Annotated in this window: 19 protein-coding genes; 12 read left to right on the forward strand and 7 right to left on the reverse strand. The window is 60.3% G+C overall.

All coding sequences use genetic code 11. From position 1 onward, the window contains the following. Window positions 1-14 precede the first annotated feature (14 nt). The 3 genes from zwf to FBZ97_RS25085 form a co-directional block, all read right to left on the reverse strand. Entirely contained in the window at window positions 15-1,490 is a 1,476-nt protein-coding gene (zwf, locus tag FBZ97_RS25075; RefSeq protein ID WP_145322503.1) for a glucose-6-phosphate dehydrogenase, read from the reverse strand. A gap of 131 nt (window positions 1,491-1,621) precedes the next feature. After that, window positions 1,622-2,920, reverse strand: coding sequence for an FAD-binding oxidoreductase (locus FBZ97_RS25080; RefSeq protein ID WP_145322505.1), 1,299 nt, complete (start codon window positions 2,918-2,920; stop codon window positions 1,622-1,624). A 12-nt stretch (window positions 2,921-2,932) separates the two neighbouring features. Further along, on the reverse strand, window positions 2,933-4,369 hold the full coding sequence (locus FBZ97_RS25085) for a glutamine synthetase family protein (protein WP_113330084.1): 1,437 nt from the start codon (window positions 4,367-4,369) through the stop codon (window positions 2,933-2,935). 137 nt (window positions 4,370-4,506) lie between these two features. Here FBZ97_RS25085 and FBZ97_RS25090 point away from each other — a divergent pair, with 137 nt between their 5' ends. The 3 genes from FBZ97_RS25090 to FBZ97_RS25095 all read left to right on the forward strand — a co-directional run bounded on the left by FBZ97_RS25090 (window position 4,507) and on the right by FBZ97_RS25095 (window position 8,847). Next, window positions 4,507-5,688, forward strand: a complete 1,182-nt coding sequence (locus tag FBZ97_RS25090; RefSeq protein WP_145322507.1) for an NAD(P)/FAD-dependent oxidoreductase — start codon at window positions 4,507-4,509, stop codon at window positions 5,686-5,688. Between the two features lie 154 nt (window positions 5,689-5,842). Continuing rightward, complete coding sequence (locus FBZ97_RS34525) at window positions 5,843-5,986, forward strand: hypothetical protein (protein WP_186449546.1); 144 nt, start codon at window positions 5,843-5,845, stop codon at window positions 5,984-5,986. A gap of 323 nt (window positions 5,987-6,309) precedes the next feature. Next, window positions 6,310-8,847, forward strand: coding sequence for a methyl-accepting chemotaxis protein (locus tag FBZ97_RS25095; protein WP_145322509.1), 2,538 nt, complete (start codon window positions 6,310-6,312; stop codon window positions 8,845-8,847). Here FBZ97_RS25095 and FBZ97_RS25100 read toward each other — a convergent pair. Beyond that, window positions 8,823-9,080, reverse strand: coding sequence for a hypothetical protein (locus tag FBZ97_RS25100; RefSeq protein WP_145322511.1), 258 nt, complete (start codon window positions 9,078-9,080; stop codon window positions 8,823-8,825). The genes FBZ97_RS25095 and FBZ97_RS25100 overlap by 25 nt on opposite strands. 87 nt (window positions 9,081-9,167) lie before the next feature. Here FBZ97_RS25100 and FBZ97_RS25105 point away from each other — a divergent pair, with 87 nt between their 5' ends. Next, window positions 9,168-10,040: a LysR family transcriptional regulator gene (locus tag FBZ97_RS25105; RefSeq protein ID WP_145322513.1), complete on the forward strand. Its 873-nt coding sequence runs from the start codon at window positions 9,168-9,170 to the stop codon at window positions 10,038-10,040. Window positions 10,041-10,076: 36 nt separating this feature from the next. Here the strand turns inward: FBZ97_RS25105 and FBZ97_RS25110 are convergent, their stop codons facing one another. After that, entirely contained in the window at window positions 10,077-11,075 is a 999-nt protein-coding gene (locus FBZ97_RS25110) for an aldo/keto reductase (RefSeq protein WP_113353787.1), read from the reverse strand. 339 nt (window positions 11,076-11,414) lie between these two features. Between FBZ97_RS25110 and FBZ97_RS25115 the strand changes: the two genes are divergently transcribed. From FBZ97_RS25115 to FBZ97_RS25130, 4 genes are all read left to right on the forward strand, one after another. Continuing rightward, window positions 11,415-12,503 carry a polyamine ABC transporter substrate-binding protein gene (locus tag FBZ97_RS25115; RefSeq protein ID WP_246661850.1) on the forward strand — a complete coding sequence of 363 codons (1,089 nt, stop codon included), beginning with the start codon at window positions 11,415-11,417 and terminating at the stop codon, window positions 12,501-12,503. 129 nt (window positions 12,504-12,632) lie between these two features. Further along, entirely contained in the window at window positions 12,633-13,775 is a 1,143-nt protein-coding gene (locus FBZ97_RS25120) for an ABC transporter ATP-binding protein (protein ID WP_113353788.1), read from the forward strand. A gap of 2 nt (window positions 13,776-13,777) precedes the next feature. Continuing rightward, the gene (locus FBZ97_RS25125; protein WP_145322517.1) at window positions 13,778-14,689 is read left to right on the forward strand and encodes an ABC transporter permease subunit; all 912 of its coding nucleotides are present in this window, start codon (window positions 13,778-13,780) and stop codon (window positions 14,687-14,689) included. A 3-nt stretch (window positions 14,690-14,692) separates the two neighbouring features. Continuing rightward, window positions 14,693-15,508 (forward strand): ABC transporter permease subunit, encoded by an 816-nt coding sequence (locus FBZ97_RS25130; protein ID WP_145322519.1) that lies wholly within the window; start codon window positions 14,693-14,695, stop codon window positions 15,506-15,508. A 28-nt stretch (window positions 15,509-15,536) separates the two neighbouring features. Here the strand turns inward: FBZ97_RS25130 and FBZ97_RS25135 are convergent, their stop codons facing one another. Further along, a complete protein-coding gene (locus tag FBZ97_RS25135; RefSeq protein WP_113330094.1) occupies window positions 15,537-17,432 on the reverse strand; it encodes an AsmA-like C-terminal region-containing protein in 1,896 nt (631 codons plus the stop codon). A gap of 165 nt (window positions 17,433-17,597) precedes the next feature. Here FBZ97_RS25135 and FBZ97_RS25140 point away from each other — a divergent pair, with 165 nt between their 5' ends. Together FBZ97_RS25140 and FBZ97_RS25145 are read left to right on the forward strand one after the other, a co-directional pair. Continuing rightward, window positions 17,598-19,550 (forward strand): acetoacetate--CoA ligase, encoded by a 1,953-nt coding sequence (locus FBZ97_RS25140; RefSeq protein WP_145322521.1) that lies wholly within the window; start codon window positions 17,598-17,600, stop codon window positions 19,548-19,550. Window positions 19,551-19,904: 354 nt separating this feature from the next. Next, window positions 19,905-21,821, forward strand: coding sequence for a DEAD/DEAH box helicase (locus FBZ97_RS25145; protein WP_145322783.1), 1,917 nt, complete (start codon window positions 19,905-19,907; stop codon window positions 21,819-21,821). 88 nt (window positions 21,822-21,909) lie between these two features. Here the strand turns inward: FBZ97_RS25145 and FBZ97_RS25150 are convergent, their stop codons facing one another. Further along, window positions 21,910-22,932 carry a class I SAM-dependent methyltransferase gene (locus FBZ97_RS25150; RefSeq protein WP_145322523.1) on the reverse strand — a complete coding sequence of 341 codons (1,023 nt, stop codon included), beginning with the start codon at window positions 22,930-22,932 and terminating at the stop codon, window positions 21,910-21,912. A gap of 358 nt (window positions 22,933-23,290) precedes the next feature. Here FBZ97_RS25150 and FBZ97_RS25155 point away from each other — a divergent pair, with 358 nt between their 5' ends. Together FBZ97_RS25155 and chrA are read left to right on the forward strand one after the other, a co-directional pair. Continuing rightward, window positions 23,291-24,103 carry a sulfurtransferase/chromate resistance protein gene (locus tag FBZ97_RS25155; RefSeq protein WP_145322525.1) on the forward strand — a complete coding sequence of 271 codons (813 nt, stop codon included), beginning with the start codon at window positions 23,291-23,293 and terminating at the stop codon, window positions 24,101-24,103. 6 nt (window positions 24,104-24,109) lie between these two features. Next, a complete protein-coding gene (chrA, locus tag FBZ97_RS25160) occupies window positions 24,110-25,513 on the forward strand; it encodes a chromate efflux transporter (protein WP_145322527.1) in 1,404 nt (467 codons plus the stop codon). Window positions 25,514-25,543 lie beyond the last annotated feature (30 nt).

Consider the following 25,543-nt stretch of genomic DNA (forward strand, 5'->3'; position numbering starts at 1 on the left):
GTTATCGTCCCAGATTAGATATCGTCGTGCCAGGTGCGGCCGTCACGCTCGATAAGCGCAATAGCCTGGCTCGGACCCCAGGTGCCTGCCGTGTAGCCCTGCACCTGCTGGCTGGCTTCTTCCCAACCCTTGAGGATCGGGTCGACCCATTCCCATGCGGCTTCGACTTCGTCGCGACGCATGAACAGCGTCTGGTTGGAGCGGACGACGTCCATCAGCAGGCGCTCGTAGGCATCCGGATTGCGGACGTTGAAGGCAGACGCGAAGCTCATGTCGAGCGAGACGTTGCGCAGGCGCATGCCGCCCGGGCCTGGGTCCTTGATCATCAGCGACTGCTTGACGCCTTCATCCGGCTGCAGGCGGATGATGAGCTGGTTGGCGACTATGCGGCCGGCAGCCTGATCGAAGATGGTGTGGGGAATGTGCTTGAAGGTGATGACGATCTCCGACATACGGCCGGCGAGACGCTTGCCGGTGCGGATGTAGAAGGGAACGCCAGCCCAGCGCCAGTTGCCGATCTCGGCCTTGATGGCGACGAAGGTTTCGGTGTTGGAAACGCCGCCTTCCAGCTCGTCGAGGTAGCCCTTGACCGGGCCGCCTGCCGAAGCGCCGGCGCGGTACTGACCGCGAACCGTTGCCTGCTCGACGTTGGAAGCGTCGATCGGCTTCAGCGCGCGCAGCACCTTCAGCTTCTCGTCGCGAACGGCTTCCGAATCCATCGAGGAGGGGATTTCCATCGCGGTCAGGCAAAGCAGCTGCAGGATGTGGTTCTGTACCATGTCGCGCAGGGCGCCGGCGGTGTCGTAGTAGCCGGCGCGGCCTTCGAGACCGACCGATTCAGCGACGGTGATCTGGACGTGGTCGATATGATTGGCGTTCCATAGCGGCTCGTAGAGCGCATTGGCAAAGCGCAGCGCCATCAGGTTCTGCACGGTTTCCTTGCCGAGATAGTGGTCGATGCGGAAAATCTGCTCTTCCTTGAAGACCTTGCCGATCGTGTCGTTCAGCTGCAGGGCGGATGCAAGGTCGCGGCCGATCGGCTTTTCGACGACGATACGGGTCTGCTTGGTGATCAGCTTGTGATCGTGGATCTTCTGCGAGATGTCGCCGAAGATGCCCGGAGCGACGGCGAGATAGAAGGCGCGCACGCGCTCCTTGCCTTCGTCCAGGATCTTCTTGAGCTGATCCCAGCCGGCGTCGCTGCGGGCGTCAACGGGTACGTAGAACAGACGAGCGAGGAACTTCTTGACCTCGGCGTCGTCATATTCGCCCTTCTTCAGGTGTTCCTTGAGGGCGGCGTCGGCAAATTTGCGATATTCCTCATTGGAAAGCGCGCTGCGCGAAGCGCCGATGATGCGGGTTGGCTCGGAAAACTGACCTTCGACCTGACGATGGTAAAGAGCGGGCAGGAGCTTGCGTTCGGCAAGGTCGCCGCTGCCGCCGAAAACGACATAATCAAATGGTTCAACGGGAATGATCTGGCTGCTCATGAGCTATCTCTCAATCGGTCTTGGTTGAGGCCCCTTTTAATCTAATCGATTTAAAAAGGCCAGTGTGCATCGCAAAATTCAGACTCGGTTTTTAGAGCGGATTACCGGCGGAAGAAATCATCTTCCGGTTTTCAAAACCTGTCGCGCAACGCAAACCACGAGAGCGCCAGGAACAGCAGAGGCGCCCGCATGCGCGCGCCGCCGGGGAAGGGCGGAATGTTCAGTTCCCTGAAGAGGCGAAGTTCATCCGCGTTCCCGAGAACCGTTTTCGCATAGAGTTTACCGCAATAATTTGACAGCATCACCCCATGGCCGGAATAGCCGCCGATCGAAGTGACACCAGGCATGACCTCACGCACGAAGGGCTGCCTCGGCATGGTGATGCCGACCGAACCGCCCCAGGCATAGTCGATCCTGATATCGCCGAGAGCTGGATAGATTTCAGTGATTTGCCGGCGGATGTGCTGCGTTATGTCGCGCGGATTGTCTGATGTATAAGCCTCGCGCCCGCCGAACAGCAGGCGACCGTCCTTCGATTTGCGGAAATAGCGCACGACGAATCGCGAATCGGCCACCGCCTCGTTGCCGGGAAGAACCTGCGGAAAGCGGTCGAGCGGTTCGGTCGCACCGATGAAGGAGCGGATCGGCATGACGTGACTTGCCGTCACCGGCTCCAGATTGCCGATATAGCCGTTGCAGGCGATCAGCACCCGGTCGGCGGTGATCTCGCCGCCATCCGTCTCGATAATGGTCTTGCCGTCCGCTTGACGAAAGCGCTTTGCCTTGGTCATCTCGAAGAGAGAAGCGCCGGCCTCAGCCGCGACGCGGGCAAGGCCTATGAGAAGCTTCAGCGGGTGGATATGACCCGTGCCCGTATCCCGGACGCCATAGAGATAGAACTTCGACCCCAGCCGCTCCTGGGTTTCGGCCTCATCCATGAACGTCATGTGCGGATAGCCATAGCGGGTCGCTGCGATCTCCGCACTATCCATATAGTCGCGCTTGTAGCTGCGCTTATGCGTGACATTCATCTGGCCGGGCAGGAAATCGATGTCGATGCCATGCTCGGACGCGAAATCGAGAAGATGCCGCTTGGCATCTTCGGCCAGATCGAAGAGGGCCTTCGATCGCTCATAGCCAATTTTCTCTTCGAGCTCTTCCGGCCACCAGCGCTGGCCGGTGCCGAGCTGTCCGCCGTTACGCCCGGACGCACCGTCGCCGAAGCGGTTGGCGTCGATCAGAACGACGTCGACACCGCCTTTGGCGAGGTTGTAGGCGGCCTGAAGGCCGGTATAGCCACCGCCGACGATCGCGACATCTGCGCGGCGCGAGCCGTCGAGCTTCGGATAGATCGGACGCGGGCCGACGGTCGCCTGGTAGAAGGAAAGGCCTGGAGCAATCGGGCTCTGCCAAGTTTCCTGCAATGTCATGGGCGATCTCCCTCACACGTTGAGCAGAAGGAATTCCCGCTCCCACGGGCTGATCACCTGCATGAAGGTCTCGAACTCGCCGCGTTTCACGCCGGCATAGATACCGATGAAATCCTGGCCGAAGACCTCTTCGAAGGCCGGCTCGTCTTCCATCAGTGCGATGGCTTCGAGGAGACCGCGCGGCAGGTCAATGGAGCCTTCGTTGGCAGAATCCTCGGTCGGCGCCGTCGGCTCCACCTTTTTCATGATGCCGAGCAGGCCGGAGGCGAGCGAGGCTGCGAGCGCCAGATAGGGATTGGCATCCGAGCTCGGCAGCCGGTTTTCCACACGTCTCGCCTGCGGATCGGAGATTGGCACGCGGAAAGCCGTGGTACGGTTGTCGTAGCCCCAGGCATTGTTGACCGGGCAGGACATGTTCGGCGCCAGCCGGCGATAGGAGTTCACATAGGGCGCCAGCATGGCGAGCGCATTCGGCACGAAGCGCTGCATGCCGCCGATGAAATGGAAGAATTCGGGCGAGGGACTGCCATCCGGATTGGTGAAGACGTTCTTGCCCGTCTCGATGTTCACGACAGACTGATGGATGTGCATCGCCGAGCCGGGTTGGCTCTGCATCGGTTTGGCCATGAAGGTCGCGTAGATGCCGTGCTTCAGCGCCGCCTCGCGGATCGTACGCTTGAACATGAACACCTGGTCGGCAAGCTCGATCGGGTCGCCATGGCGCAGGTTGATTTCCAGCTGCGCCGGCCCTTCTTCATGGATCAGCGTATCGATCTCAAGGCCCTGCTTCTCGGAGAAGTGATAGATGTCGTCGATGAGCTCGTCGAACTCGTTGATGCCGGCGATCGAATAGCCTTGGCCGCCGAGGATCGAGCGGCCGGAACGACCCTTCGGCGGGTGCAGCGGATAATCCGGATCGTCATTCTTGGCGACGAGATAGAATTCGATTTCCGGCGCCACCACCGGCTTCCAGCCGCGATCACGATAGAGCCCCATGATGCGCTTCAGCACGTTGCGCGGCGTATAGGAGACTTCCTGTCCCTCGGAATTGACGATATCGCAGATGACCTGCGCGGTCGGATCCGTTTCCCAGGGCACGACCGACAGCGTCGACAGGTCGGGGACCAGCTTCAGGTCGTTGTCGCGCGGCTCGTAGCGGAAGCTTTCGGTCTCTTCCGGATATTCGCCGGAGATCGTGTGTCGATAGATCGCCGAGGGCAGTGCCAGCGATGTGTTGGAGGTGAATTTCGATGTCGGCATCATCTTGCCGCGCGGCACGCCGGCAAGGTCCGGCGTGATGCATTCTATGTCCTCGATCCCGCGTGCCCGCAGCCATTGAGCCGCTTCCTTCCAGTTTGCCACGCCGCGCGCCGATCTCAGAGAAGGAGGGACTGTAGGGGCTTTCGAGACGGGTATGGAAGCTTTCAGCGGGGTCTTTCTCGCGGGCATAAAACACCGTATTTGGGTTGATCGGTGAGTGCATCATAACTGCAGTTTGCCAATTGGCGAGGGGGAAAACCGCTCGGACTTTCGCCGTATGATGGAAAAATGACGAGAGAGCGCGGCGAAGAATAAAGGGCTGAAGCGTGACCGGCAGATATGATGTGATCGTCCTTGGCGCAGGCGCGGCCGGCATGATGTGCGCCATCCGCGCCGGCCAGCGCGGCCGGTCCGTTCTCGTGCTCGATCATGCCGCCGCACCCGGCGAAAAGATCCGCATTTCCGGCGGCGGCCGCTGCAATTTCACCAATATCCATGCCGGTCCGAAGAACTTCCTGTCCGCCAATCCGCATTTCGCCAAATCGGCGCTGGCGCGTTTCACGCCTGCCGATTTTCTGGCCATGGTCGAGCGCCATGGCATCGGCTGGCATGAAAAGACGCTCGGCCAGCTCTTCTGCGATGATAGCGCCAACGATATCATCCGCATGCTGACGGACGAGATGCGTGCGGCCGGCGTGCAACTGCGACTGCGAACGGAGATCAGCGGCATTGAGCAGAAGGCAGGCGGCTACCGTGTCAGCACATCCGAAGGCGCCTTCGAAGCATCCTCACTGGTCGTCGCTACCGGCGGCAAGTCGATCCCGAAGATGGGCGCGACAGGTTTTGCCTATCGCATTGCCGAGCAATTCGGCTTGCCTGTCGTCGAAACGCGGCCGGGCCTTGTGCCGCTGACGCTCGATCCGCAATTGCTTCAGCGTCTGGCTCCGTTGTCGGGCATTGCTGCCCCCGCCGAGATCCGCCACGGCAAGACGGCATTCCGCGAGGCCCTGCTCTTTACCCATCGCGGCCTCAGCGGCCCCGCCATTCTGCAGATTTCCTCCTATTGGCGGGAAGGCGAGGACATCACCGTCGCGATCGAGCCCGATATCGACATTTTCGCACTGCTAAAGAAAGCCAAGCAGGTCAATGGCCGGCAATCGGCCCAGACGGCGCTTGCGGAAATCCTGCCGAAACGGTTGGCTCAGCACATTGTCGAGAGCGAAGGCATCTCCGGCAACATGGCCGATCTATCGGACAAACGCCTGCAGCAGCTTGCGGCTTCTATCCAGTCCTGGCCGGTCAAACCTTCCGGATCGGAAGGCTATCGCACCGCCGAAGTGACGCTCGGCGGCATCGACACGGCTTGCCTCGATTCGCGGACGATGCAGGCAAAGACCATTCCCGGCCTGTTCTTCATCGGCGAATGTGTCGACGTGACCGGCTGGCTCGGCGGCTATAATTTCCAATGGGCGTGGGCCTCCGGACATGTGGCCGGCGAAGCGGCTTGAGCTGCCGTTTCAAGGCCTTGTCGGCGCCTTGAGAAAATGGAACCCGCCTCTGTTTCTCGCGTTTTCCTTTCCTACATTATTAGTGAATACATTGGCAGTTGCCGAAAGCACTATTTGCCGGTTATCGTGTCAGTGCGAAAATGGGAATATACTCATGAACAGAACACATCGTCGCGCTCGCGCCATTGCAATCGCTCAGACCCGTGACAGTGCCAAGCTTTTGGCGGCAAGACTGTTGATGTTGGCGACCGGCGTTACAGCCGCTTGCATCGCCTACCTTACCGTACGCGGCTTCTGACTTCAGCCGCCACATTGCTCTTGGCCGTCGTCGAACGGCAGCCTCGGCTCGCGCACAGAGATAGATCTCTCCCTCCGCTTTTCAGCGTTCGATTGTATGCTGCGGGTCACACTACATCCTTATCTGAAAATTAATTAATCACGCCGACAATCCCTGTCGATTTCTTGGGGCGCTCTACTGCAAGCTGGAGCCGAAGCAATGATTGCTTCCCGACTTATACTCGGGAACCCCGCCTGCTGATATTTCAAGAATGATGATTATACATCCGGTCAGCGCCGAGGCGGCGTCGACGGGGGAGCGGTGTGTGAGAGGTCTGGGCCAAAATGTTCATTGACAAGATATTGTCGCGTTTCAACATCAAGACGAAAGTTCTGATATTCGTCCTGCCGTTCGTCATCAGCATTTCCGCCGTGGGCCTTACCGGGCTTTATGCGTCGGGCCTGCTTCAGGGCCGCATGGAGATCTCCAACAGCGTCCTGCAGTCCCTGACCGGGTTCAAGAACCTCTATGGTTCCATGGATGACTTCCTGCGCATCACGAACACACAGCAGCGCGACAAGCTCTATGAGGACATCAAGTCGCAGCAGGGCGTGCTGAATGCGACTCTCGGCCAGCTCAGTGCGGATGCGGATGGTCGCGACAATCTGACCGACGCGATGGCAAAGACCGCCGACATGTCCAACCTCGTCGGCAGGCTGTGGTCTCTGCACGAACAGGAACTCTCGCTGCGCAAGAGGATCGACGACGCCCAGCGCGCCTTGATCAGTGCCCGCTTCAACGTCAATTTCAACAGCCAGCAGCTGGAAGACCGGATGCGCCAGGACCAGGCGGACGCGACCTCCACGCTGCGCTCCGCCGACCGCCTGCTGAAGGGCGGCGATATGCTGGCCTCTGTTGCCGAAGACTTCAACAAGGCCGCGACACCGGCCGACAAGGTCAAGGTACTGAAGGACCGGCTGCCGGACCTGAACAAGGCGCAGCGCTCCATCGACCTTGCCTTGCCGCAGAACCAGAAGAGCGTTGTCCAGTCGCTCGTGGGTACCATCAAGGATCTTGCTGCCTTCACCGAAAGCACGGATATTCCGACCGACGATACGATCACCAATATCAGCCGGCTGCTTTCGCGCTTCCGCCAGACCTCGACCTATACGCAGCTGACGGCGACGCAGATGATGCGCCAGGCGACCACGACCTTCGTCTCCCTCGATGCCCGAGTCGCACAGACCAATTCGGTCCTGCAGGACACGCGCCGCCTTGAAGACTCGATCTATTCGCTGCAGCTCGTGCTGGCCGATTTCAACGCCAATACGAACAAGGACAATCTCGTCCGCCTGCGCCAGGAAGTCTCCAAGCTCGGTGGCGATATCGATACGCTGAACCAGAGCGCGAAGAGCATGGATTTCGCCGGCGACATCGACTCGGCCATTCGTCCGGCCATCAAGTCCATGGATGAGGCCGGCGGCAAGCTGGTCGATACCATCAATCAGCGGATCGGCGAATATGCCAGTGCCCGCCAGCAGCTCGATCAGGTCTGGGGCCAGCTGACCGCTTTCGCCGAGACGCAGAAGCAGAGCGCCGGCAGCGAGCGCAACCAGGCAAATTCCATATCCATCCTGGCAACTGCACTTGGCATCATCCTCTCGGTTGCTGGTGGCATCGCGCTCGTCCTGACCCTGCAGCGTCCGATCGGGCAGATCACCGCCGCCATGCGCCGCATCGCCGATGGCATGCTGGAGACTTCGATCTCCGGCGAGCAGCGTCGCGACGAGATCGGCGACATGGCCAGAGCCCTCGGCATCTTCAAGGAAAACGCCATTTCGAAGATCCGCATCGAGGAGCAGAGCGACGAGGAGCGTGCTGCCGCAGAGCACGAACGCCAGCGCAACGATGCCGAAAAGCGCGAGCTCGACCGTCAGATCGACTATGCCGTCAGCGAGCTTGCCGCCGGTCTCGAGCGCCTTGCCCAGGGCGATATCTCGGCGACGATCGACACGCCTTTCATCGGCCGCCTCGAGCAGCTGCGCCAGGACTTCAACAGTTCGCTGTCCCGCCTGCAACAGACGCTGAGCCAGGTCCGCAGCAATGTCGAGATGATCCAGAGCAACGGCGCTCAGATGGCGGCTTCCGCCGAGGATCTCTCCAAGCGCACCGAGCAGCAGGCCTCATCGCTGGAGCAGACCGCCGCTGCCGTCGACCAGATCACCACGACGGTCCGTTCATCTGCCGAGCGCGCGAAGGACGCGGATGCAATCGTGCGCGAAGCCAAGCGCAGTGCCGATGACAGCTCTGTCGTCGTCGGCAACGCCATCGATGCCATGTCGCGTATCGAGGAGGCCTCGCGCCGGATCGAGCAGATCATCGGCGTCATCGACGAGATCGCTTTCCAGACCAACCTTCTTGCGCTCAATGCCGGTATCGAAGCCGCCCGCGCAGGCGATGCGGGCAAGGGCTTCGCGGTCGTCGCCATGGAGGTGCGCGAGCTGGCACAGCGCTCGGCTGCTGCCGCCAAGGAGATCAAGGGGCTCATCAACAAGTCGACCGAGGAGGTCAATTCCGGTTCGCAGTACGTGCAGGAGGCCGGTTCGGTGCTCGCGCAGATCAGCAGCCAGATCGTGACGATCAGCCACCACGTGGAGATGATCGCCCGCGCCAGCCACGATCAGGCAAGCGCGCTGCAGGAGGTCAACTCCTCGGTCAATCACATGGATCAGATGACCCAGCAGAATGCCGGCATGGTAGAAGAAACCACGGCGGCGAGCCGCGAGCTCGCCACCGAGGCCGATGCCCTGCTGCACCTTATCCTGCAGTTCAAGATCGAGACCGGCTATAGCGCGAACTACATGCGTGAGCAGGCGGCCTGACCGCAGCGGGTGTTGCTATCGCAGGCGGATCGGCCCATTTCCGGCCGGTCCGCCTTTTTCATTGCCTGGAGCCGGGTGCTCAAAGCGACAAATATCCGCTCAATCCATATGAAGAGCCGCGGCGGCTCGAGCCCGTAGTCGAGGTAGAATAAATCTTCGTCGCAGCGCCATTGCTCTTCGCGCGCCAGGCTCTGTATTTCTATGGCTTTCGCCAGGGCCATGCTGTCCATCATGAGATGTCTCCTTCCGTGAGGCATCCCTTCAACTACACATACGAATTTGCTTTATAAACAGCCATGATCATCTTATGTTTTTCAATTATGAAAAACACGACATGGGATTCCTATCAGCTTTTTCTGGATGTCGCCCGTGGTGGCGGCCTGACCGGCGCGGTTGCTTCCAGCGGCTTGAGCCCGGCGACGATCGGCCGGCGCATGCTGGAGCTGGAGGGACAGATCGGTCGCCCGCTGTTCGAGCGCAGCCAGGCGGGCTATACGCTGACCGGCAATGGCCAGGCCCTGTTCGACCAACTGCTGGAGATGGAAGCCGCCGCCCGCAAGGTCGATAGCTGGCAGCGCGATGCTCAGGGTGCATCGATCGTGCGTATCGCTGCCGGCACCTGGGTCGGCTGGCTGCTCAGCCAGAACATGCCGACTATCTGCTCTGAGCGTGACGGGTTCGGCATCGACCTTCATCTCGGCGAACGCCGCGCCAGCCTCGCCCATCGCGAAAGCGATATCGGCATCCGCGCCTTCGAGCCGGAGGAGACCAATCTCGCCGCCATCAAGACCGGCGATGTCGCCTATGCCGCCTATCAGGCCCGCAATATGCGCTTTTCCGGCCCGCAGCGCTGGATCGCGGTAGCGGAGGAGGAGGCGATCTCGGCCTATCTGCGCTGGCCGCACCAGAACAAGCGCGAGGAAATCGTTTTCACGGTCAGCCGCCCGCGTTCGCTACGCGATCTGGTGCTTGCCGGCTCCGGCATTGCCGTTCTGCCCTGCTTCGTCGGCGACCAGGAGCCGCGGCTGGAGCGGGTCGGCGAGGAAATTCCGGAGTTGCGCCACCGGCAGTGGATCGTCATGAACAATGCCGACCGTCATCGCCGGGAGATCCGCACCGTGGTCGACCGCATGACCAAGCTGTTGAAAAGCCACGCTGAGCTCTTTGCCGGCAAGCGTCCGACCTATCTGTAAAGAAACCGGCGGCAATTGGCCGCCGTTCGTGCTTCTTCACCGAGCCGCGTCGCCCCAGCGATATTCGACCGTGGCCTCGTCAAGCTTCGCCTTCAGTTCCGGATCGAGCTTCAGGTCGATGGCGGCCAGCGTGTCCGTGAGCTGTTCGGGGCGGCTGGCGCCGATAATGGCTGAGGTGATGACCGGGTTGGCCGCAACCCAGGCGACGGCAAGCTTGGTCAGCGATTGCCCGGCCTCTTCGGCTATGCCGCGCAACTTCTCGATCGTGGCAAATTCGCGTTCATGCCAATAGCGCTGCAGATAATTGCTGCCGGCGCTGCGCAGCTGCGCGCTGAAACGCCCTTCTGTCGGTGCGACATCGTGCTTGTGCTTACCGGTAAGGAGGCCGCCGGCGATCGGGTTGTAGGGAATGACGGCGAGGTGCTGTTCTTCGGCAAGCGGCAGAAGCTCGCGCTCGATCTGGCGGAACAAGAGATTGTAGCGCGGCTGCACCGACACGAAGCGCGCGGTGCGCAGGAAATCGGCGCGGCCGAGCGCAAGTGCCAGCCGGTAGGCGAGGAAGTTCGACACGCCGACATAGCGGGCCTTGCCGGAGCGCACGATGGTATCGAGCGCCTCCAGCGTCTCGTCGATCGGCGTCTCGCGATCGTCCGAATGCAGCTGGTAAAGGTCGACATAATCGGTGCCCAGGCGCCGCAGCGAAGCGTCGATGGCGTCGAGAAGATGCTTGCGCGACGCGCCCTGATCCCAAGGAGACGGGCCGACCTTTCCGACAGCCTTCGTCGCGACGATGAAGCGGTCGCGCTTGCCCTTCAGCCAGCGGCCGACAATCTCCTCGGTGCGGCCGGCAAGCTGCTCGCCGCCGCCGAGCGGGTAGACATCGGCGGTGTCGATGAAATTGACTCCGGCATCGGCCGCCTTGTCGAGAATGGCATGGGCGATCTCTTCCTGCTCGATCTGCAGGCCGAAGGTCATCGTGCCGAGACACAGGCGCGAGACGCTGAGACCGGTATTGCCGAATTTTTGATACTGCATGATAGGTCCCCGCTGATGGGTTTGAGTTTGCCCGCTGGGCAGGATGGCGAAACAGGCGTGAGAATGTTTGTGGACGAGAACGTCTCGATGTTAGCAAAGCCTGCTTCCGCATTCACGTGCGAAGCAAGCCCTGCATTCACAATTGCGTGCGAACGGCATTGTCTCTTGGCGGGCAATTTTGCTTGGAGATCGGTCGTTTTCGGGGAAAACGGCTAAAGCTTATGCCGGCTTGCTTTTTCCCTTGTCGCCTTCCGATTTCCTTTCTAGTCTAGCGGGAAAAACAGAGGGTTGGGTATCGCCTGGATGCCCTTGAACAAAACAGGAGAGACTATGAAGTCCATGTTCGCACGGCTTGCAGCAACGGCGTTTGCCGTCGTTTCGCTGGCAACGGTCGCTCAGGCAGAAGACAAGGTCGTCAATATCTACAACTGGTCGGATTATATCGACAATTCGATCCTGGAGGATTTCACTAAGGAAACCGGCATCAAGGTCGTCTACGATACCTTCGACCAGAACGAGACGCTGGAAACCAAGCTGCTGGCCGGCAAGACCGGCTACGACATCGTCGTCCCGACCGCCTATTTCCTGCAGCGCCAGATCAAGGCCGGCGTCTTCCAGAAGCTCGACAAGTCCAAGCTGCCAAATATCTCCAACATGTGGGATACGGTGCAGCAGCGCATCGCCACCTATGATCCTGGTAACCAATACGCCATCGACTATATGTGGGGCACGAGCGGTGTCGGCTACAACGTCGACAAGGTGAAGCAGATCCTCGGCACCGACGACGCTCCCGATATCAACGTGATCTTCGATCCGAAGCTCGCCGCAAAGTTCAAGGATTGCGGCATTTACGTGCTGGATTCGCCGACGGACGTCATCCCGGCCGCGCTGCGCTATCTGGGCCTCGACCCGAATTCGACAAAGCAAGAGGACTTCAAGAAGGCCGAGGATCTCCTGACCGCGATCCGTCCCTTCGTACGCAAGTTCCACTCCTCCGAATACATTAACGCGCTTGCCAATGGCGATATCTGCCTAGCGTTTGGTTATTCCGGCGACGTGCTGCAGGCCCGCAACCGTGCCGCCGAAGCGAAGAACGGCGTCAACATCGCCTATTCGATCCCCACCAAGGGCGCGCAGATGTGGTTCGACGTCATGGCGATCCCCGCCGATGCGCCGCATGTCGAAGAGGCGCATATCTTCCTCAACTACATCATGAAGCCTGATGTCATCGCCAAGGCCAGCAACTTCACCGCCTATGCCAACGGCAACAAGGCGTCGCAGCAGTTCGTGAGCAAGGATGTACTCGATGATCCGGCCGTTTATCCCACGGATGCGGTTCGCGAGAAACTGTACACGCTGACCCCTTGGGACTCTAAAACGCAGCGCTTGGCGACACGCTTGTGGACAAAGGTCACGACAGGCCAATAAATCGAAGCGGCCCGGACGGCAACGTCCGGGCCTTTCCTTATGAGGATAAAGTCAGGAATCACGAGCGTGCCGGGATGGGGAAGAGCCGGCGCGACGCGCGCCACAATGGCGTTCAATTGGGGATAGATAATGAAGTCACTCGGTAATATCCGGCGTTCCTTTGCTCCTTGGATCGATCCTTCGGCCAAGCCTTACATTTCCTTCAAGAACGTGACTAAGAAGTTCGGTGATTTCACCGCCGTCGATAACCTCTCCCTGAATATCTACAATCGTGAATTCTTCGCCCTTCTCGGCGCATCCGGCTGCGGCAAATCTACGCTTTTGCGCATGCTCGCGGGCTTCGAACAGCCGACGACGGGGGAGATCGTGCTCGATGGTCAGGATCTTGCTGGTACGCCGCCCTATCGCCGCCCAGTCAACATGATGTTCCAGTCCTACGCGCTGTTTCCGCATATGTCGGTGGAAAAGAACATAGCCTTTGGCTTGCGCCAGGATGGCATGCCGAAAGCCGAGATCGACGATCGAGTCGGGCAGATGTTGAAGCTCGTGAAGCTCGAACAGTTCGCCAAGCGCAAGCCCAACCAGTTGTCCGGCGGCCAGCGCCAGCGTGTCGCCTTGGCACGCTCGCTTGCGAAACGCCCGAAGGTGCTGCTGCTTGACGAGCCGCTCGGCGCGCTCGACAAGAAGCTTCGCGAAGAGACGCAGTTCGAACTCATGGATCTGCAGCAGAGCCTGGGGCTGACCTTCGTCGTCGTCACCCACGACCAGGAAGAAGCAATGACCATGGCCGACCGCATCGCGGTCATGAGCCACGGCAAGGTGGTGCAGGTGGCAACGCCGGCCGAGATCTACGAGGCGCCCAATTGCCGCTTCGTTGCAGACTTCATCGGCGATGTGAACATCCTCGACGGCAACGTCACCTCGGCACAATCCGGCATCGTCGAGATAGCGGTCGAATCGGGCTTCACGGTGCGCACGGCTTCCGGAGACACGCCCTCGGCGGGAAGCCGAGCCAGCCTTGCCATCCGTCCGGAGAAGCTCAGAGTGACACCGCGCCCGCCGGCCAATGCCTCGGTCAATGCGGCCGAAGGCGAGATATGGGATATCGCCTATCTCGGCGACATGACCGTCTTCCACGTCAAGCTGAAGAGCGGGCAGGTGGTCAAGGCCTCGTCGCTGAACGCTGTCCGCGCCGTGGAAGAGCCATTCGCCTACGACCAGAACGTCTGGGTCTCCTTCGACGAAAATGCCGGCGTCTTGCTGAAGGATTGATCATGAAAGCGCTCGGTTCCCTAATCTATCAGCGCCTCGTGATCATCGTTCCCTATGCTTGGTTGCTGATCTTCTTTCTCGCGCCCTTCCTCATCGTCTTCCGCATCTCGCTGTCGACGAAGGCCTTGTCGGTGCCGCCCTACGACCCGTCCTTCGCCTGGAGCGACAGTTTCAGCGACTGGTGGGACAAGCTGCAGACCATGTCGTTCGACAATTACACATGGCTTGCCGGCGACCCGCTCTACATGAACGCCTATATCGAGAGCCTGCAGATCGCCGGCATCTCGACGCTATTGACGCTGATCATCGCCTATCCGATCGCCTACGGCATGGCGCAGGCGCCGCGCACGATCCGGTCGATATTGCTGATGCTGGTCATCCTGCCCTTCTGGACGAGCTTTCTGATCCGCGTCTATTCCTGGATGTCGATCCTGAGCACGACGGGCCTGCTGAACCAGCTTCTGATGGCGCTCGGCATCATCCATGAGCCGCTCGTCATCCTGAACACCAATACCGCCGTCTATATCGGCATGGTCTATTCCTACCTGCCGTTTATGGTGCTGCCGCTCTATTCCGCGCTGGAAAAGATGGACGGCACGCTGATCGAGGCGGCGCAGGATCTCGGCTGCACGCCGATCGGCGCCTTCTGGCGCGTCACCTTTCCGCTCTCGCTTCCTGGTGTTATCGCCGGCTGCATGCTGGTCTTCATCCCAGCTGTCGGTGAGTTCGTCATCCCCGACCTGCTCGGCGGCTCGCAAACCCTGATGATCGGCAAGGTGCTCTGGACGGAATTCTACAGCAATACCGACTGGCCGCTCGCCTCGGCGGTGGCGACCATCCTGCTTCTGGTGCTGGTGGTGCCCATCGTCTTCTTCCAGCATTTCCAGGCCAAGGCCGATGAGAAGGGGAGATAAGTTATGATCCGCTGGTCCCGCTTCAACATCGTCTCGGTCACGCTCGGTTTGGCCTTCCTCTACCTGCCGATCCTGCTGCTGGTCATCTATTCATTCAACAGCTCGCGCCTCGTCACCGTCTGGGGCGGCTTTTCGACGCAATGGTATGTGCATCTTTTCAGCAATGACACGATGCTGAATGCCGCCTGGCTGACGGTGCGCATCGCGCTGCTTTCGGCGACGATTGCAACAGTGCTCGGTACGCTGGCGGCTATCACCCTTGTGCGCTATACGCGCTTCCGCGGCCGCATCCTGTTTTCGGGCATGATCTATGCGCCACTGGTCATGCCAGATGTCATCACCGGCTTGTCGCTGTTGCTGCTCTTCGTCACCTCAGGCGTCGATCGTGGCTTCTGGACGATCGTCATGGCGCATACGACGCTCACCATGTGCTTCGTCGCCGTTGTCGTGCAGTCGCGCCTGCTGACCTTCGATCGCTCGATCGAGGAAGCGGCGATGGATCTCGGTGCGCCGCCGGTGCGCACCTTCTTCGAGGTGACGCTGCCGATCATCGCACCGGCGGTCTTCTCCGGCTGGGTGCTGGCACTCACCCTGTCGCTCGACGATCTGGTCATTGCCACTTTCGCTTCGGGTGCCGGCGCCAAGACCCTGCCGATGCTGATCTATAGTCAGGTGAAGCTTGGCGTGACGCCGGAGATCAACGCCATCTGCACCATCCTGATCGGCGTGGTCGCCGTGGGCGTTATCTGCGCCTCCATCGCGACGAAGCGCCGGGAGGTCCAACGGCAGAGGGACGAGCAGACGGCTGCAGCAGCTTGAAGTGCTGCGGCTGAACGGCGTGAAAGAACTACGGCTGTTGCATGGGCTTCTGCAGAAGCGTTGCGACCGGCGAAATCACCGGATTCGGCCAGCTGCCGCCAATGAAGAAGGGCAGCATCGGCAGTTCGTCCGCGTCGGAGGGCGAGGTCGCCTCGAGCGCGCCGGACAGTGCCAGCCCGTTGGTGCGGAACGGAACGACACCGTTGAAGCTGATCGTTTCGTTGCGGCCCGCAATGGCCGCGTTCTGCACCTCGGCGGAACCCTTCGCAAAACTGGCATCCACGCTGATGCTATCGAAGTCGAAAGAAGAATCGGCGATATCGCTCATCCGGAAGAAAGCCTTCTCGGCGGCGAGCGTCCGGAAGGTCGAGATATCGAATTGGCGAAACGATCCTGCCGACGAGGTGAAGTGCAGCGTGCCGGCGACGTCGCTGAGCGTGGCAACCCAGATCGGCTTCGAGGTGCTGAGCGAAAGATCCAGTGAAGCCGATGAGGGCATCGGCAACGGGCCTACCAGCTTCAGGCGCGTGAAGAGGCCACCAAAATCGGCGTTGCGGATCGATATCTGCAATTTGCCGCCGCCATCGAAATCGCCTGGTGCGACCTCCAGATGCGCGGTCAGCGAACCGCTCTCGAAGCTGCTGTCGCCTATGTCGAATTTCGCCTTACCGCCTGCCACCAGCAGGCTGGCGCCGATATTCTCGAACTGGAAGGGGCCGAGAGCCGCCTTGCTCGACGACAGCCGCATATCGAGATCGAGCCGCTGCAGCGGATTGCCGTTCAACAGCGCATCAATGGCGGTTTCCGCGGCCAGACGCATGGAGAAGGCGGCCAGGAACGGATTGAGGTTCATCTGGTCGAAGGCAAGCGTACCGGAAATCTTCGGCTTGCCCGATTTCGTATAGTTCAGATCCATGATGCCGGAAGCGGCGGAATCGTTGACTTTGAAGCTAAGGTTGTTGAAGCGCAGGCCGTTGTCGATTGCTGCGATATTGGCGCTCAGCGAAATATTCTTGAGGGCGTCGGCTGCCGGCAGGCGCTGCCCGCTCCAGGCGATGAAGGAGGGCACGTTCGGCACACTCAGATCCAGATTGCCCGAAAGTGCCGAAAAATCCGATATGCTGGTAATGCCAGTATAGGTCCAGCTGATCAGCGGCGAAACGAAGCTGGTCGTGGTGTTCACATTCTTGCCGGCGAAGAAGAGCAGGGGCTGCGTCGAGTCGAAGTTCAGCTTGATGTCCTGACCGTTGAAGCGGGCAAGAATGACAGCGCTCAGCGACTGGGAAAGCCGCGGCCAGGCGATGTCGGCATTGACGGCGTTCAGCTTGTAGATGCTGCCGCTGCGCTCGTCGGTCATTTCGACGCTTCCGTCCTCAATGGTCAGCATGCCGATGGCGGCATCCTGTTCCTTGCTCATCCGCATGCCCTGGCCGGAGGAGGTTTCGGCCTGTTCGATCGCCTTGGAAAGGCGGCCTTCGTTCGTCCAGTCGATCAGGCCGTTCTCGTCGCGGCGGATATAAAGGATCGGGCGCAGGAAATGGAATTCGTGAAAATGCGCATGCCCGCGGATCGCCGACCATAGCGAGAAATCCGCGGAGAGGCTGTCGACATGGCCGAGGACCTTGCCGTTTCGCGACGGCTCGCGGATGGTGACCTGATTGAGCGTCACGCGCGGGGTTGGCCAGAATTCGAGCGTCGGGTCGCCTTCGATCTGGGCTCGATATCCCGTCCAGTCCGACAATGCCTTCTCAATGCCGGAGCGCACCAGACCGCTTGAAATCAGGAAAGGCGCGGTCGCTCTGAAGACAGCGAACACGATGAGGATCGTGAGAAGAATGATGCCGGTCGTGCGAGCAACGGCAGGCAGCCAGCGCGAGGCCGAACGCATCGTCAACCGCCACTTGTTGTTTTTCGAAGCTCTCATGATCCCGTGGAGACTCTTGAACTGATAGGGATAATCTGCCTGAGTTTGCCGGATATAGGAAATGTTTGTCGGATGCAAACGTCACGCACTGGCAATACCCACAACACCGTGATTTTATTAATGCGCTGCAGCATTGCTATATAGTGCAAAAAGCGGGAGAGAAATATGCAGGATCAGCAGCCGCTCTGGACACCATCGGAAACATTTCGCCGCCAGAGTCCGATGTTCGCTTTCATGCAGGAATGCAACCGCCGTTTCGACCTCCCGCTGTCCGACTTTGCCAGCCTCCACGCCTGGTCCATCGCCGACCGTGAGAACTTCTGGTCGGCGGTCTGGGATTTCTGCGGTGTGAAGGGCAAGCGCGGTGAACGGGCGTTGATCCATGGCGATGTCATGCTGGATGCCCGCTTCTTTCCCGATGCCGAGCTGAATTTCGCGGAAAACCTGCTCTCGCGAAGCGGCGAGGGCGATGCGCTTGTGTTCTGGGGCGAGGACAAGGTGCGCGATCGCTGGTCGTGGGATCGGCTGGCCGCCATGGTCTCCCGCCTGCAGCAGGCCTATCGCGCCGAGGGTATCGGCAAGGGCGACCGCATCGCTGCAATGATGCCGAACATGCCCGAAACCATCGCCTGCATGCTGGCGGCCGCGTCGATCGGTGCGATCTGGTCCTCCTGTTCGCCGGATTTCGGCGAGCAGGGCGTCATGGATCGTTTCGGCCAGATCGAGCCGAAGCTCTTCATCGCGTGCAGCGGCTATTGGTACAGCGGCAAGCTGCAGGACGTCACAGCAAAGGTCAGCGCCATCGCCCAGCGCCTGAAAGCGCCTACCGTCATCGTGCCCTATGCCGGCAATGCCGAAGCCGTCGTGGCAGCGACACCGGGCGCGAGGACCCTTGGTGATCTGGTCGCGCCCTTCGAGGCGAAGCCGGTCGAGTTTGTGCCCGTGTCCTTCTCCCACCCGCTGTTCATCCTGTTTTCTTCAGGCACCACAGGCGTTCCGAAATGCATCGTGCACTCCACCGGAGGCGCGCTGCTGCAGCTCCTCAAGGAGCATCGCCTCCATTGCGGCGTCGTGCCTGGTGAGAAGGTCTTCTATTTCACCACCTGCGGCTGGATGATGTGGAACTGGCTGGCGACGGGCCTTGCCGCCGGCGCGACGCTTTGCCTTTACGATGGTTCGCCCTTCGCCCCCGATGGCAACATTTTGTTCGACTATGCGCAGGAAGAGAAATTCGCGCTGTTCGGCACCTCGGCCAAATATATCGACGCCGTCCATAAGAGCGGCCTGACGCCGAAGACCTCGCATGATCTTTCGAGCCTGCGGCTGATGACCTCCACCGGCTCGCCGCTGTCGCCCGAGGGCTTCACCTTCGTCTATGAGGGCATCAAGGACGATATCCAGCTGGCCTCCATTTCCGGCGGCACGGATATCGTCTCCTGCTTCGTGCTCGGCAATCCGCTGCAAGCGGTCTGGCGCGGTGAGATCCAGGGGCCGGGCCTCGGACTTGCCGTCGATGTCTGGAACGACGAAGGCAAGCCGGTGCGCGGCGAGAAGGGCGAGCTTGTCTGCACCAAAGCCTTCCCCTCCATGCCGGTCATGTTCTGGAATGATCCGGAGCGCGCCAAATATCGGGCTGCCTATTTCGAGCGCTTCGACAATATCTGGTGCCACGGGGATTTCGCCGAGTGGACAGAGCATGGCGGCCTCATCATTCACGGCCGCTCCGACGCCACGCTCAATCCCGGCGGCGTCCGCATCGGCACGGCCGAGATCTACAACCAGGTCGAGCAGATTCCCGAGGTTCTGGAAGCGCTCTGCATCGGCCAAGATTGGGACGATGATGTCCGCGTCGTGCTCTTCGTTCGCCTTGCCGCCGGCGTCTCCCTGACCGAAGATCTCGTCAAGGCGATGAAGACCCGCATCCGCACCGGCGCCTCACCGCGCCATGTGCCGGCCAAGATCATCGCCGTTGCCGATATCCCCCGCACGAAATCCGGCAAGATCGTCGAGCTTGCGGTGCGCGAGGTGGTGCATGGCCGTCCGGTCAAGAACAAGGAGGCGCTCGCCAATCCGGAAGCGCTGGATCTCTTTGCCGGGCTGGAAGAACTCAAAAGTTAAGGTGAGCCTTAAAATTGAGGGGCAAACGATGACCATCGTTTGCTAACCTCGCGTTAAGAAAGCTTGGTCAAAAGTAAAGGCTAACTTGAGGCCGTTCGCATGAGCTGGAGCGGATTGGAGCCGCTCTCGGCTCCCGAGACATGAAGTTCCCCGACTCGAGCTTGCTTTCGACAGCATAAACTTCAAAGGCAGCGCGGTTCGCTGCCTTTTTTTCGTTTCCTCGTCGCGAATCCGCCTCTGCTCTGTACATTGCCTCATTGAACAAGTATGTGCACGCCTGAAGAAGAGGTTCGCGACGTGCGAACCACGATGATCGCCGCCTGATGGTGTGCGAAGAATTCCGAAAGACAGATGATGACTGAATTCGAAGGCATCGCTCCTGCGATCGCCCAGGCTTTGGCGAAGCGCGGGTATGAAACGCTGACGCCGGTGCAAAAGGCCATGCTCGATCCCGGCCTCGCCGGCAAGGATGCGCTTGTCTCGGCTCAGACCGGTTCGGGCAAGACGGTTGCCTTCGGCTTGGCGCTGGCGCCCGGCCTCCTTGACGGCGCGGAACGGTTTGGCCCGGCAGGCGCGCCTCTCGCACTGGCGATCGCTCCGACCCGCGAACTGGCGCTGCAGGTGCAGCGCGAGCTGGAATGGCTCTATGGGCTGACGGGCGCGACCATTGCGTCCTGCGTCGGCGGCATGGACATGCGCACGGAGCGACGCACGCTCGAGCGCGGCGCTCATATCGTCGTCGGCACACCCGGCCGTCTCTGCGATCACATCCGCCGCAACTCGCTCGATATCTCCGAACTCAAGGCCGTTGTGCTCGACGAGGCGGACGAGATGCTTGATCTCGGTTTCCGCGAGGATCTGGAATTCATCTTGGAAGCAGCACCCTCCGAGCGCCGCACCCTGATGTTTTCCGCCACGGTGCCGCGCTCGATCGCCAAGCTTGCCGAAAACTACCAGCGCGACGCGGTCCGCGTCGCCACCGCTTCCGAAGCCAAGCAGCATGTCGATATCGACTATCGCGCGCTGACCGTGGTTCCGAGCGATAGGGAAAACGCCATCATCAACGTGCTGCGCTACTATGAAGCGCGCAATGCCATCGTCTTCTGCTCGACGCGCGCCGCCGTCAATCATCTGACGGCCCGCTTCAACAATCGCGGCTTTTCGGTTGTCGCTCTCTCGGGCGAGCTCAGCCAGAACGAGCGCACGCACGCGCTCCAGGCCATGCGCGACGGCCGCGCCCGCGTCTGTATCGCAACCGACGTCGCGGCCCGCGGCATCGATCTGCCGGGCTTGGAACTGGTCATCCATGCCGATCTGCCGACCAATCCGGAAACGCTGCTGCATCGCAGCGGCCGCACTGGCCGCGCCGGCAACAAGGGTGTCAGCGCCATGATCGTGCCGCTGAGCGCCCGTCGCCGCACGGAGCGCCTGCTGGAAGCCGCCCGTATCCGCGCCACCTGGGCAAAGCCGCCGTCAGCCGACGAGGTGAGCCAGCGGGATGATGAGCGTCTTCTCGCCGATCCGGTCTTTACAGCGCCGCTTGCCGAAGACGAGCAGTCGATCGTTCAACAGCTGCTGGAGCGCCATGGCGCCGAGCAGGTGGCAGCTGCATTCCTGCGGCAATATCGCGCCGGCCATTCTGCGCCCGAGGAGCTGCAGGACGTGCCGGCCGAAGGCGAGCGCAGAAAGCCACGTCGGGATGACTTTCCGGTCACGCCACGCGATGAGGGCTCGTCTGCGGGACGCAACGACTTCACCGATGGCCTCTGGGTATCGCTCTCTGTCGGACGCAAGCAGAATGCCGAACCGCGCTGGCTGATCCCCATGCTTTGCCGCAATGGCAATCTGACCAAGCGCGACATCGGCGCCATCAAGATGCAGCCCGAGGAGACCTTCGTCGAGCTCTCGCAGGAGAGTTTCGAGCGCTTCCTCGCGGCCATCGGCCCCGACAAGACCCTCGAGCGCGGCATCCGTGTCAAGCCGCTTGCCGGCATGCCGGATTTCCAGGCCAAGCGGGAAGGCGGCTTCGCAAAGAAGAAGCCCTTCGCTGACAAGGGACCGCGTTCGAATGACGGCCCGAAGCCGAAATGGAAGTCCGACCGCAAGCCGGAGCGGGCGCATGCAGGCGAGGGCGGCGTTTCCGAGCGTTCCGACAAGAAGCCCTGGGCGAAAAAGCCCGGCAAACCGGGCTTCGCCAAGAACGACGGCCCGCCAGCAGGCAAGCCGAATTCGAGGGCCAAGCGCAAGGCCGCGCGGGCGCAGGAGAATTAACTTCTATCAGCGAGTTCAAGGGGGCGGCGGCCCCCTCGGCGCTATCTCCGCATCTGCCGGCAAGAGGAGACCGGTACTCCCGGCATCGCTACTCGAAGAAGATCAAGCTTGCCGGCGACGGTGGTAGTGGCTTTATCCTCACATTATGAAAACCGGCACGCCTAGCCATCTCAGCCAGGTCCTTCTGCGGGTAGGCCTCGCCTTTTGGCGTACTGGCCAGCATCTCCCATGAGAAAGCGGCGGGGAAGGGCGGGGATACGAGATCGTCGTTCGGCACGAATTCCACCGCAACCACCTTACCCTCGGTGCTCAGGCTGCCTCGGCTCTTCCGCAGCAATCCTGCGCAGGTTTCCAGGTCGAAGTGATGCAGGAAGTTCGGCATCAGGATAAGATCATAATCCGTGCCCCAGTCGACTTCGAATGCACTGCCCGGAATGACCTTGTAGCGCTCGGCGACGCCAAATTGCTGCGCATTATGCTTGGCCAATTCCAGAACGGAGCCCCAATCGACTGCAACGATCTCGGCCGAAGGAAAAGCCTTCGCCATCTCGATCCCGAAAAGTCCGTGCCCTGCGGCAATATCAAGTATTTTCCTTGGCTGCATGGGCAAATTGGACATTTCGGCAGCGAGGCTGATGGCGCTGCCGCCTGTGAACGAGCCCATGCCGCGAGCAAATTTCACCCAAACCGGATTGTCCGGAGACATATTTGCCAATCCAATGGATCCGCCGTTGCGGACATAGGAAGCCGGATTGTCTAGGATCTGCTTGAGGATTTCCGGTGCGGCCAGGAATTCGATGGCCGCGCCCATATAGGCTGGCGAATGCCGGTCGAGGAAGACCCGGCTAGATGGTGTCAGAGCGTATTGATTGCCTGTTTTCGTGAGAAAGCCGTTCACAACGAGATAGTCGCACAGAATGCGCACACCTCTTTCGGCAGCATTTGTTGCGGCCGCCAAGGATGCCGCATTGCTGCCGTCACCGATCAGAGTAAAAAGATCGAGTTCGAGGGCGGCCACGATGGCGGCAGTCTTTCGGCACGCAAACATCGCATCGACCACTAGATTAGGTGAAACTTCGCCTACGTCTGCTTCTACTGCCGTCGTTGACATTGGATCCCCCCTTATGTGCCCAATGACCGACCGGAATAGTCGGTCGCAACGATGAATTATCTCACAAAAGGCGACGGACTTTAAGTTTGTCGTCGATAATACTTCAGAGGTACATCAGATATTCTTGATCGGCAGCGCGGTCTTTCATCGTTGCCGCAGAACTTCGCGACACCACGACGTCATAGGTAATCTGTAAGTGGCTGCAGAAGCCGAAAAATGCCTGCCGGTGCAGCACGCGGTTATTCGGCTTGACATTTGGAACGCGTCAGGCAGAAAATTAATTATGGGGTTGCGATCACCCCACGAGGCTACGGCTGAAGAATCGCGTCCTTAAAACCGAGCCAACGGAGGACGCGCCATGCCGTCATTTCTGGAAATCACACCCGACAAGCTCAATCGTATTATCGGCACGCCCGGTTTGCCGATGATTATCGATGTCCGCAATGACGAGGATTTCGCGGCGGATCCTCGCCTTATCCCCGGCTCGATCCGCCGTGATTATCGAACGGTAACCGACTGGGCGAACGAGCTGGCGGGGCCAGCCATCATTCTCTGCCAGAAAGGGCAGAAACTCGCTCACGGAGTTGCTGCCCATCTGCGTGTCGTCGGAAAGGAGGCGGAGGTCCTTGAAGGTGGGTTCGAAGCGTGGCGCAGCGCGAAGTACATGTTGGTCGCCGAGGAAAAGCTGCCTCTCCGCGATGCCAAGGGGCGAACCGTATGGGTAACGAGGGCACGGCCGAAGATCGATCGCATCGCCTGCCCATGGCTGATCCGGCGCTTTATCGATCCGTCAGCGATCTTCCTGTTCGTTCCGGCAACCGAAGTCGCGGCCGTCGCCGATCGATTCAAGGCAACACCATTCGATATCGAAGACGTCTTCTGGAGCCATCGTGGCGAGCTATGCACCTTCGATGTCATGATCGAGGAATTCGGTCTCGGCACAGAACCTGTCCTTCATCTTGCGACCATCGTTCGGGGCGCGGATACCGCCCGGCCCGACCTCGCGCCTGAAGTGCCGGGGTTGCTTGCGGCTTCGCTTGGGCTTTCGCGAATGTTCAACGACGACCTGCAGCAGCTGGAAGCCGGCATGACGCTCTATGATGCCTTCTATCGTTGGTGTCGTGACGCGACAGAAGAGACGCACAACTGGCCAAATCCAAGGAAGATATAACCGGCTATGACCGATCTCGTAAAAAATACAGCCGAGCGATCAAGCGCGGCTGATCGGGACCTCGTCCCCCTCCATGAGGCCGTCAAGGTCTGGACCCGCGTTGCCGCCTTGAGCTTCGGCGGGCCGGCGGGGCAGATCGCCGTCATGCACCGCATCGTCGTCGATGAGAAGAAATGGGTGGGAGAGCACAGGTTCCTTCATGCCCTGAACTACTGCATGTTGCTGCCAGGCCCCGAAGCGCATCAGCTCGCTATCTATATCGGCTGGCTGCTGAACAGGACGCCGGGTGGGATGATCGCCGGCATTCTATTCGTCCTGCCGGGCTTCATTGCAATCCTTGCGCTCAGTTATGTCTACGTCCTGTTCGGGAACCTGACCTTTATCGAAGGGATGTTCTTCGGGCTCAAATGCGCCGTGCTGGCGGTCGTCGTCCAGGCGGTCTTTCGCATCGGGAGTCGAGCCCTCAAAAGGAGGGCTATGGTCGCTTTGGCCGCCGCTGCCTTTGTGGCGATCTTCTTCCTGCATGTTCCATTCCCCGTCATCATCGTTGGAGCCGGACTTATCGGCTACCTGGCCTCCCGGGCAGGGATCGCGGCCTTCAAGATGGGCGGCGGACATAAGTCGGGCTCCGGGGCAATTCTGGAGGACAAGGACTCCGTTCTTGGCGAGGAGATCCCTTTGCACGCGCGACCGAACCTCGCCTGGTCTTTGAAGACGTCAGGTGCGCTGGCGGCCGCGTGGCTCATTCCAGTCGCGGCCCTGCTGGTTACGCTCGGCCCCGATAACGTCTTTTCCAAAATCGGCATATTCTTCAGCGAGATGGCAGTCGTCACCTTTGGCGGCGCCTATGCCGTGCTGGCCTATGTCGCGCAGGAGGCCGTGCAGCAATTGGGCTGGCTGCGGCCGGGTGAGATGTTGGATGGTTTAGGGATGGCAGAAACGACGCCTGGACCGCTGATCATGGTCACGCAGTTCGTTGGTTTTCTGGCGGGCTATCGCAATCCCGGTACCCTCAGCCCACTTGCGGCAGCAACCTTTGCCGCCGTGCTGACGACGTGGGTCACCTTCCTGCCGAGCTTCCTTTGGATTTTCGCAGGCGCACCATTCATCGAGAAGATGCGTGGGAATGTCGCGCTGACCGGCGCCATGTCGGCAATAACGGCAGCGGTGGTGGGCGTCATCCTCAATCTCGCGATTTGGTTCGGGCTCCATGTGCTGTTCCGTGAGACCACGAGTTTCACCTATGGCTCCTGGGCAATGGATGTGCCCGTCCTGACGTCGCTTTCATTACCCTCGCTGGTGCTGACCCTGTTGGCAGCGATGGCCATTTTTCGCCTGAAGATGTCAGTAATATCGACCTTGTTGGCATCTGCCGCTTTGGGTGTTGGCTGGACTGTCCTCGTTTCCTGAAAGCCGAGCATTCACCGCGTCGGTGGCCGG

This window comes from Rhizobium sp. ERR 942 (assembly GCF_007828395.1).
In the GTDB taxonomy this organism is placed as follows: domain Bacteria; phylum Pseudomonadota; class Alphaproteobacteria; order Rhizobiales; family Rhizobiaceae; genus Rhizobium; species Rhizobium dioscoreae.

Coding starts and splice junctions, on each gene's coding strand:
- FBZ97_RS25135 (WP_113330094.1), bottom strand. CDS start 17,432: ATGAGAGCTTCGAAAAACAACAAGTGGCGGTTGACGATGCGTTCGGCC.
- FBZ97_RS25145 (WP_145322783.1), top strand. CDS start 19,905: ATGACTGAATTCGAAGGCATCGCTCCTGCGATCGCCCAGGCTTTGGCG.
- FBZ97_RS25105 (WP_145322513.1), top strand. CDS start 9,168: ATGAAAAACACGACATGGGATTCCTATCAGCTTTTTCTGGATGTCGCC.
- chrA (WP_145322527.1), top strand. CDS start 24,110: ATGACCGATCTCGTAAAAAATACAGCCGAGCGATCAAGCGCGGCTGAT.
- FBZ97_RS25095 (WP_145322509.1), top strand. CDS start 6,310: ATGTTCATTGACAAGATATTGTCGCGTTTCAACATCAAGACGAAAGTT.
- FBZ97_RS25125 (WP_145322517.1), top strand. CDS start 13,778: ATGAAAGCGCTCGGTTCCCTAATCTATCAGCGCCTCGTGATCATCGTT.
- FBZ97_RS25140 (WP_145322521.1), top strand. CDS start 17,598: ATGCAGGATCAGCAGCCGCTCTGGACACCATCGGAAACATTTCGCCGC.
- FBZ97_RS25110 (WP_113353787.1), bottom strand. CDS start 11,075: ATGCAGTATCAAAAATTCGGCAATACCGGTCTCAGCGTCTCGCGCCTG.
- FBZ97_RS25130 (WP_145322519.1), top strand. CDS start 14,693: ATGATCCGCTGGTCCCGCTTCAACATCGTCTCGGTCACGCTCGGTTTG.
- FBZ97_RS25150 (WP_145322523.1), bottom strand. CDS start 22,932: ATGTCAACGACGGCAGTAGAAGCAGACGTAGGCGAAGTTTCACCTAAT.
- FBZ97_RS25115 (WP_246661850.1), top strand. CDS start 11,415: ATGTTCGCACGGCTTGCAGCAACGGCGTTTGCCGTCGTTTCGCTGGCA.
- zwf (WP_145322503.1), bottom strand. CDS start 1,490: ATGAGCAGCCAGATCATTCCCGTTGAACCATTTGATTATGTCGTTTTC.
- FBZ97_RS25085 (WP_113330084.1), bottom strand. CDS start 4,369: ATGCCCGCGAGAAAGACCCCGCTGAAAGCTTCCATACCCGTCTCGAAA.
- FBZ97_RS25080 (WP_145322505.1), bottom strand. CDS start 2,920: ATGACATTGCAGGAAACTTGGCAGAGCCCGATTGCTCCAGGCCTTTCC.
- FBZ97_RS25100 (WP_145322511.1), bottom strand. CDS start 9,080: ATGATGGACAGCATGGCCCTGGCGAAAGCCATAGAAATACAGAGCCTG.
- FBZ97_RS34525 (WP_186449546.1), top strand. CDS start 5,843: ATGAACAGAACACATCGTCGCGCTCGCGCCATTGCAATCGCTCAGACC.
- FBZ97_RS25120 (WP_113353788.1), top strand. CDS start 12,633: ATGAAGTCACTCGGTAATATCCGGCGTTCCTTTGCTCCTTGGATCGAT.
- FBZ97_RS25155 (WP_145322525.1), top strand. CDS start 23,291: ATGCCGTCATTTCTGGAAATCACACCCGACAAGCTCAATCGTATTATC.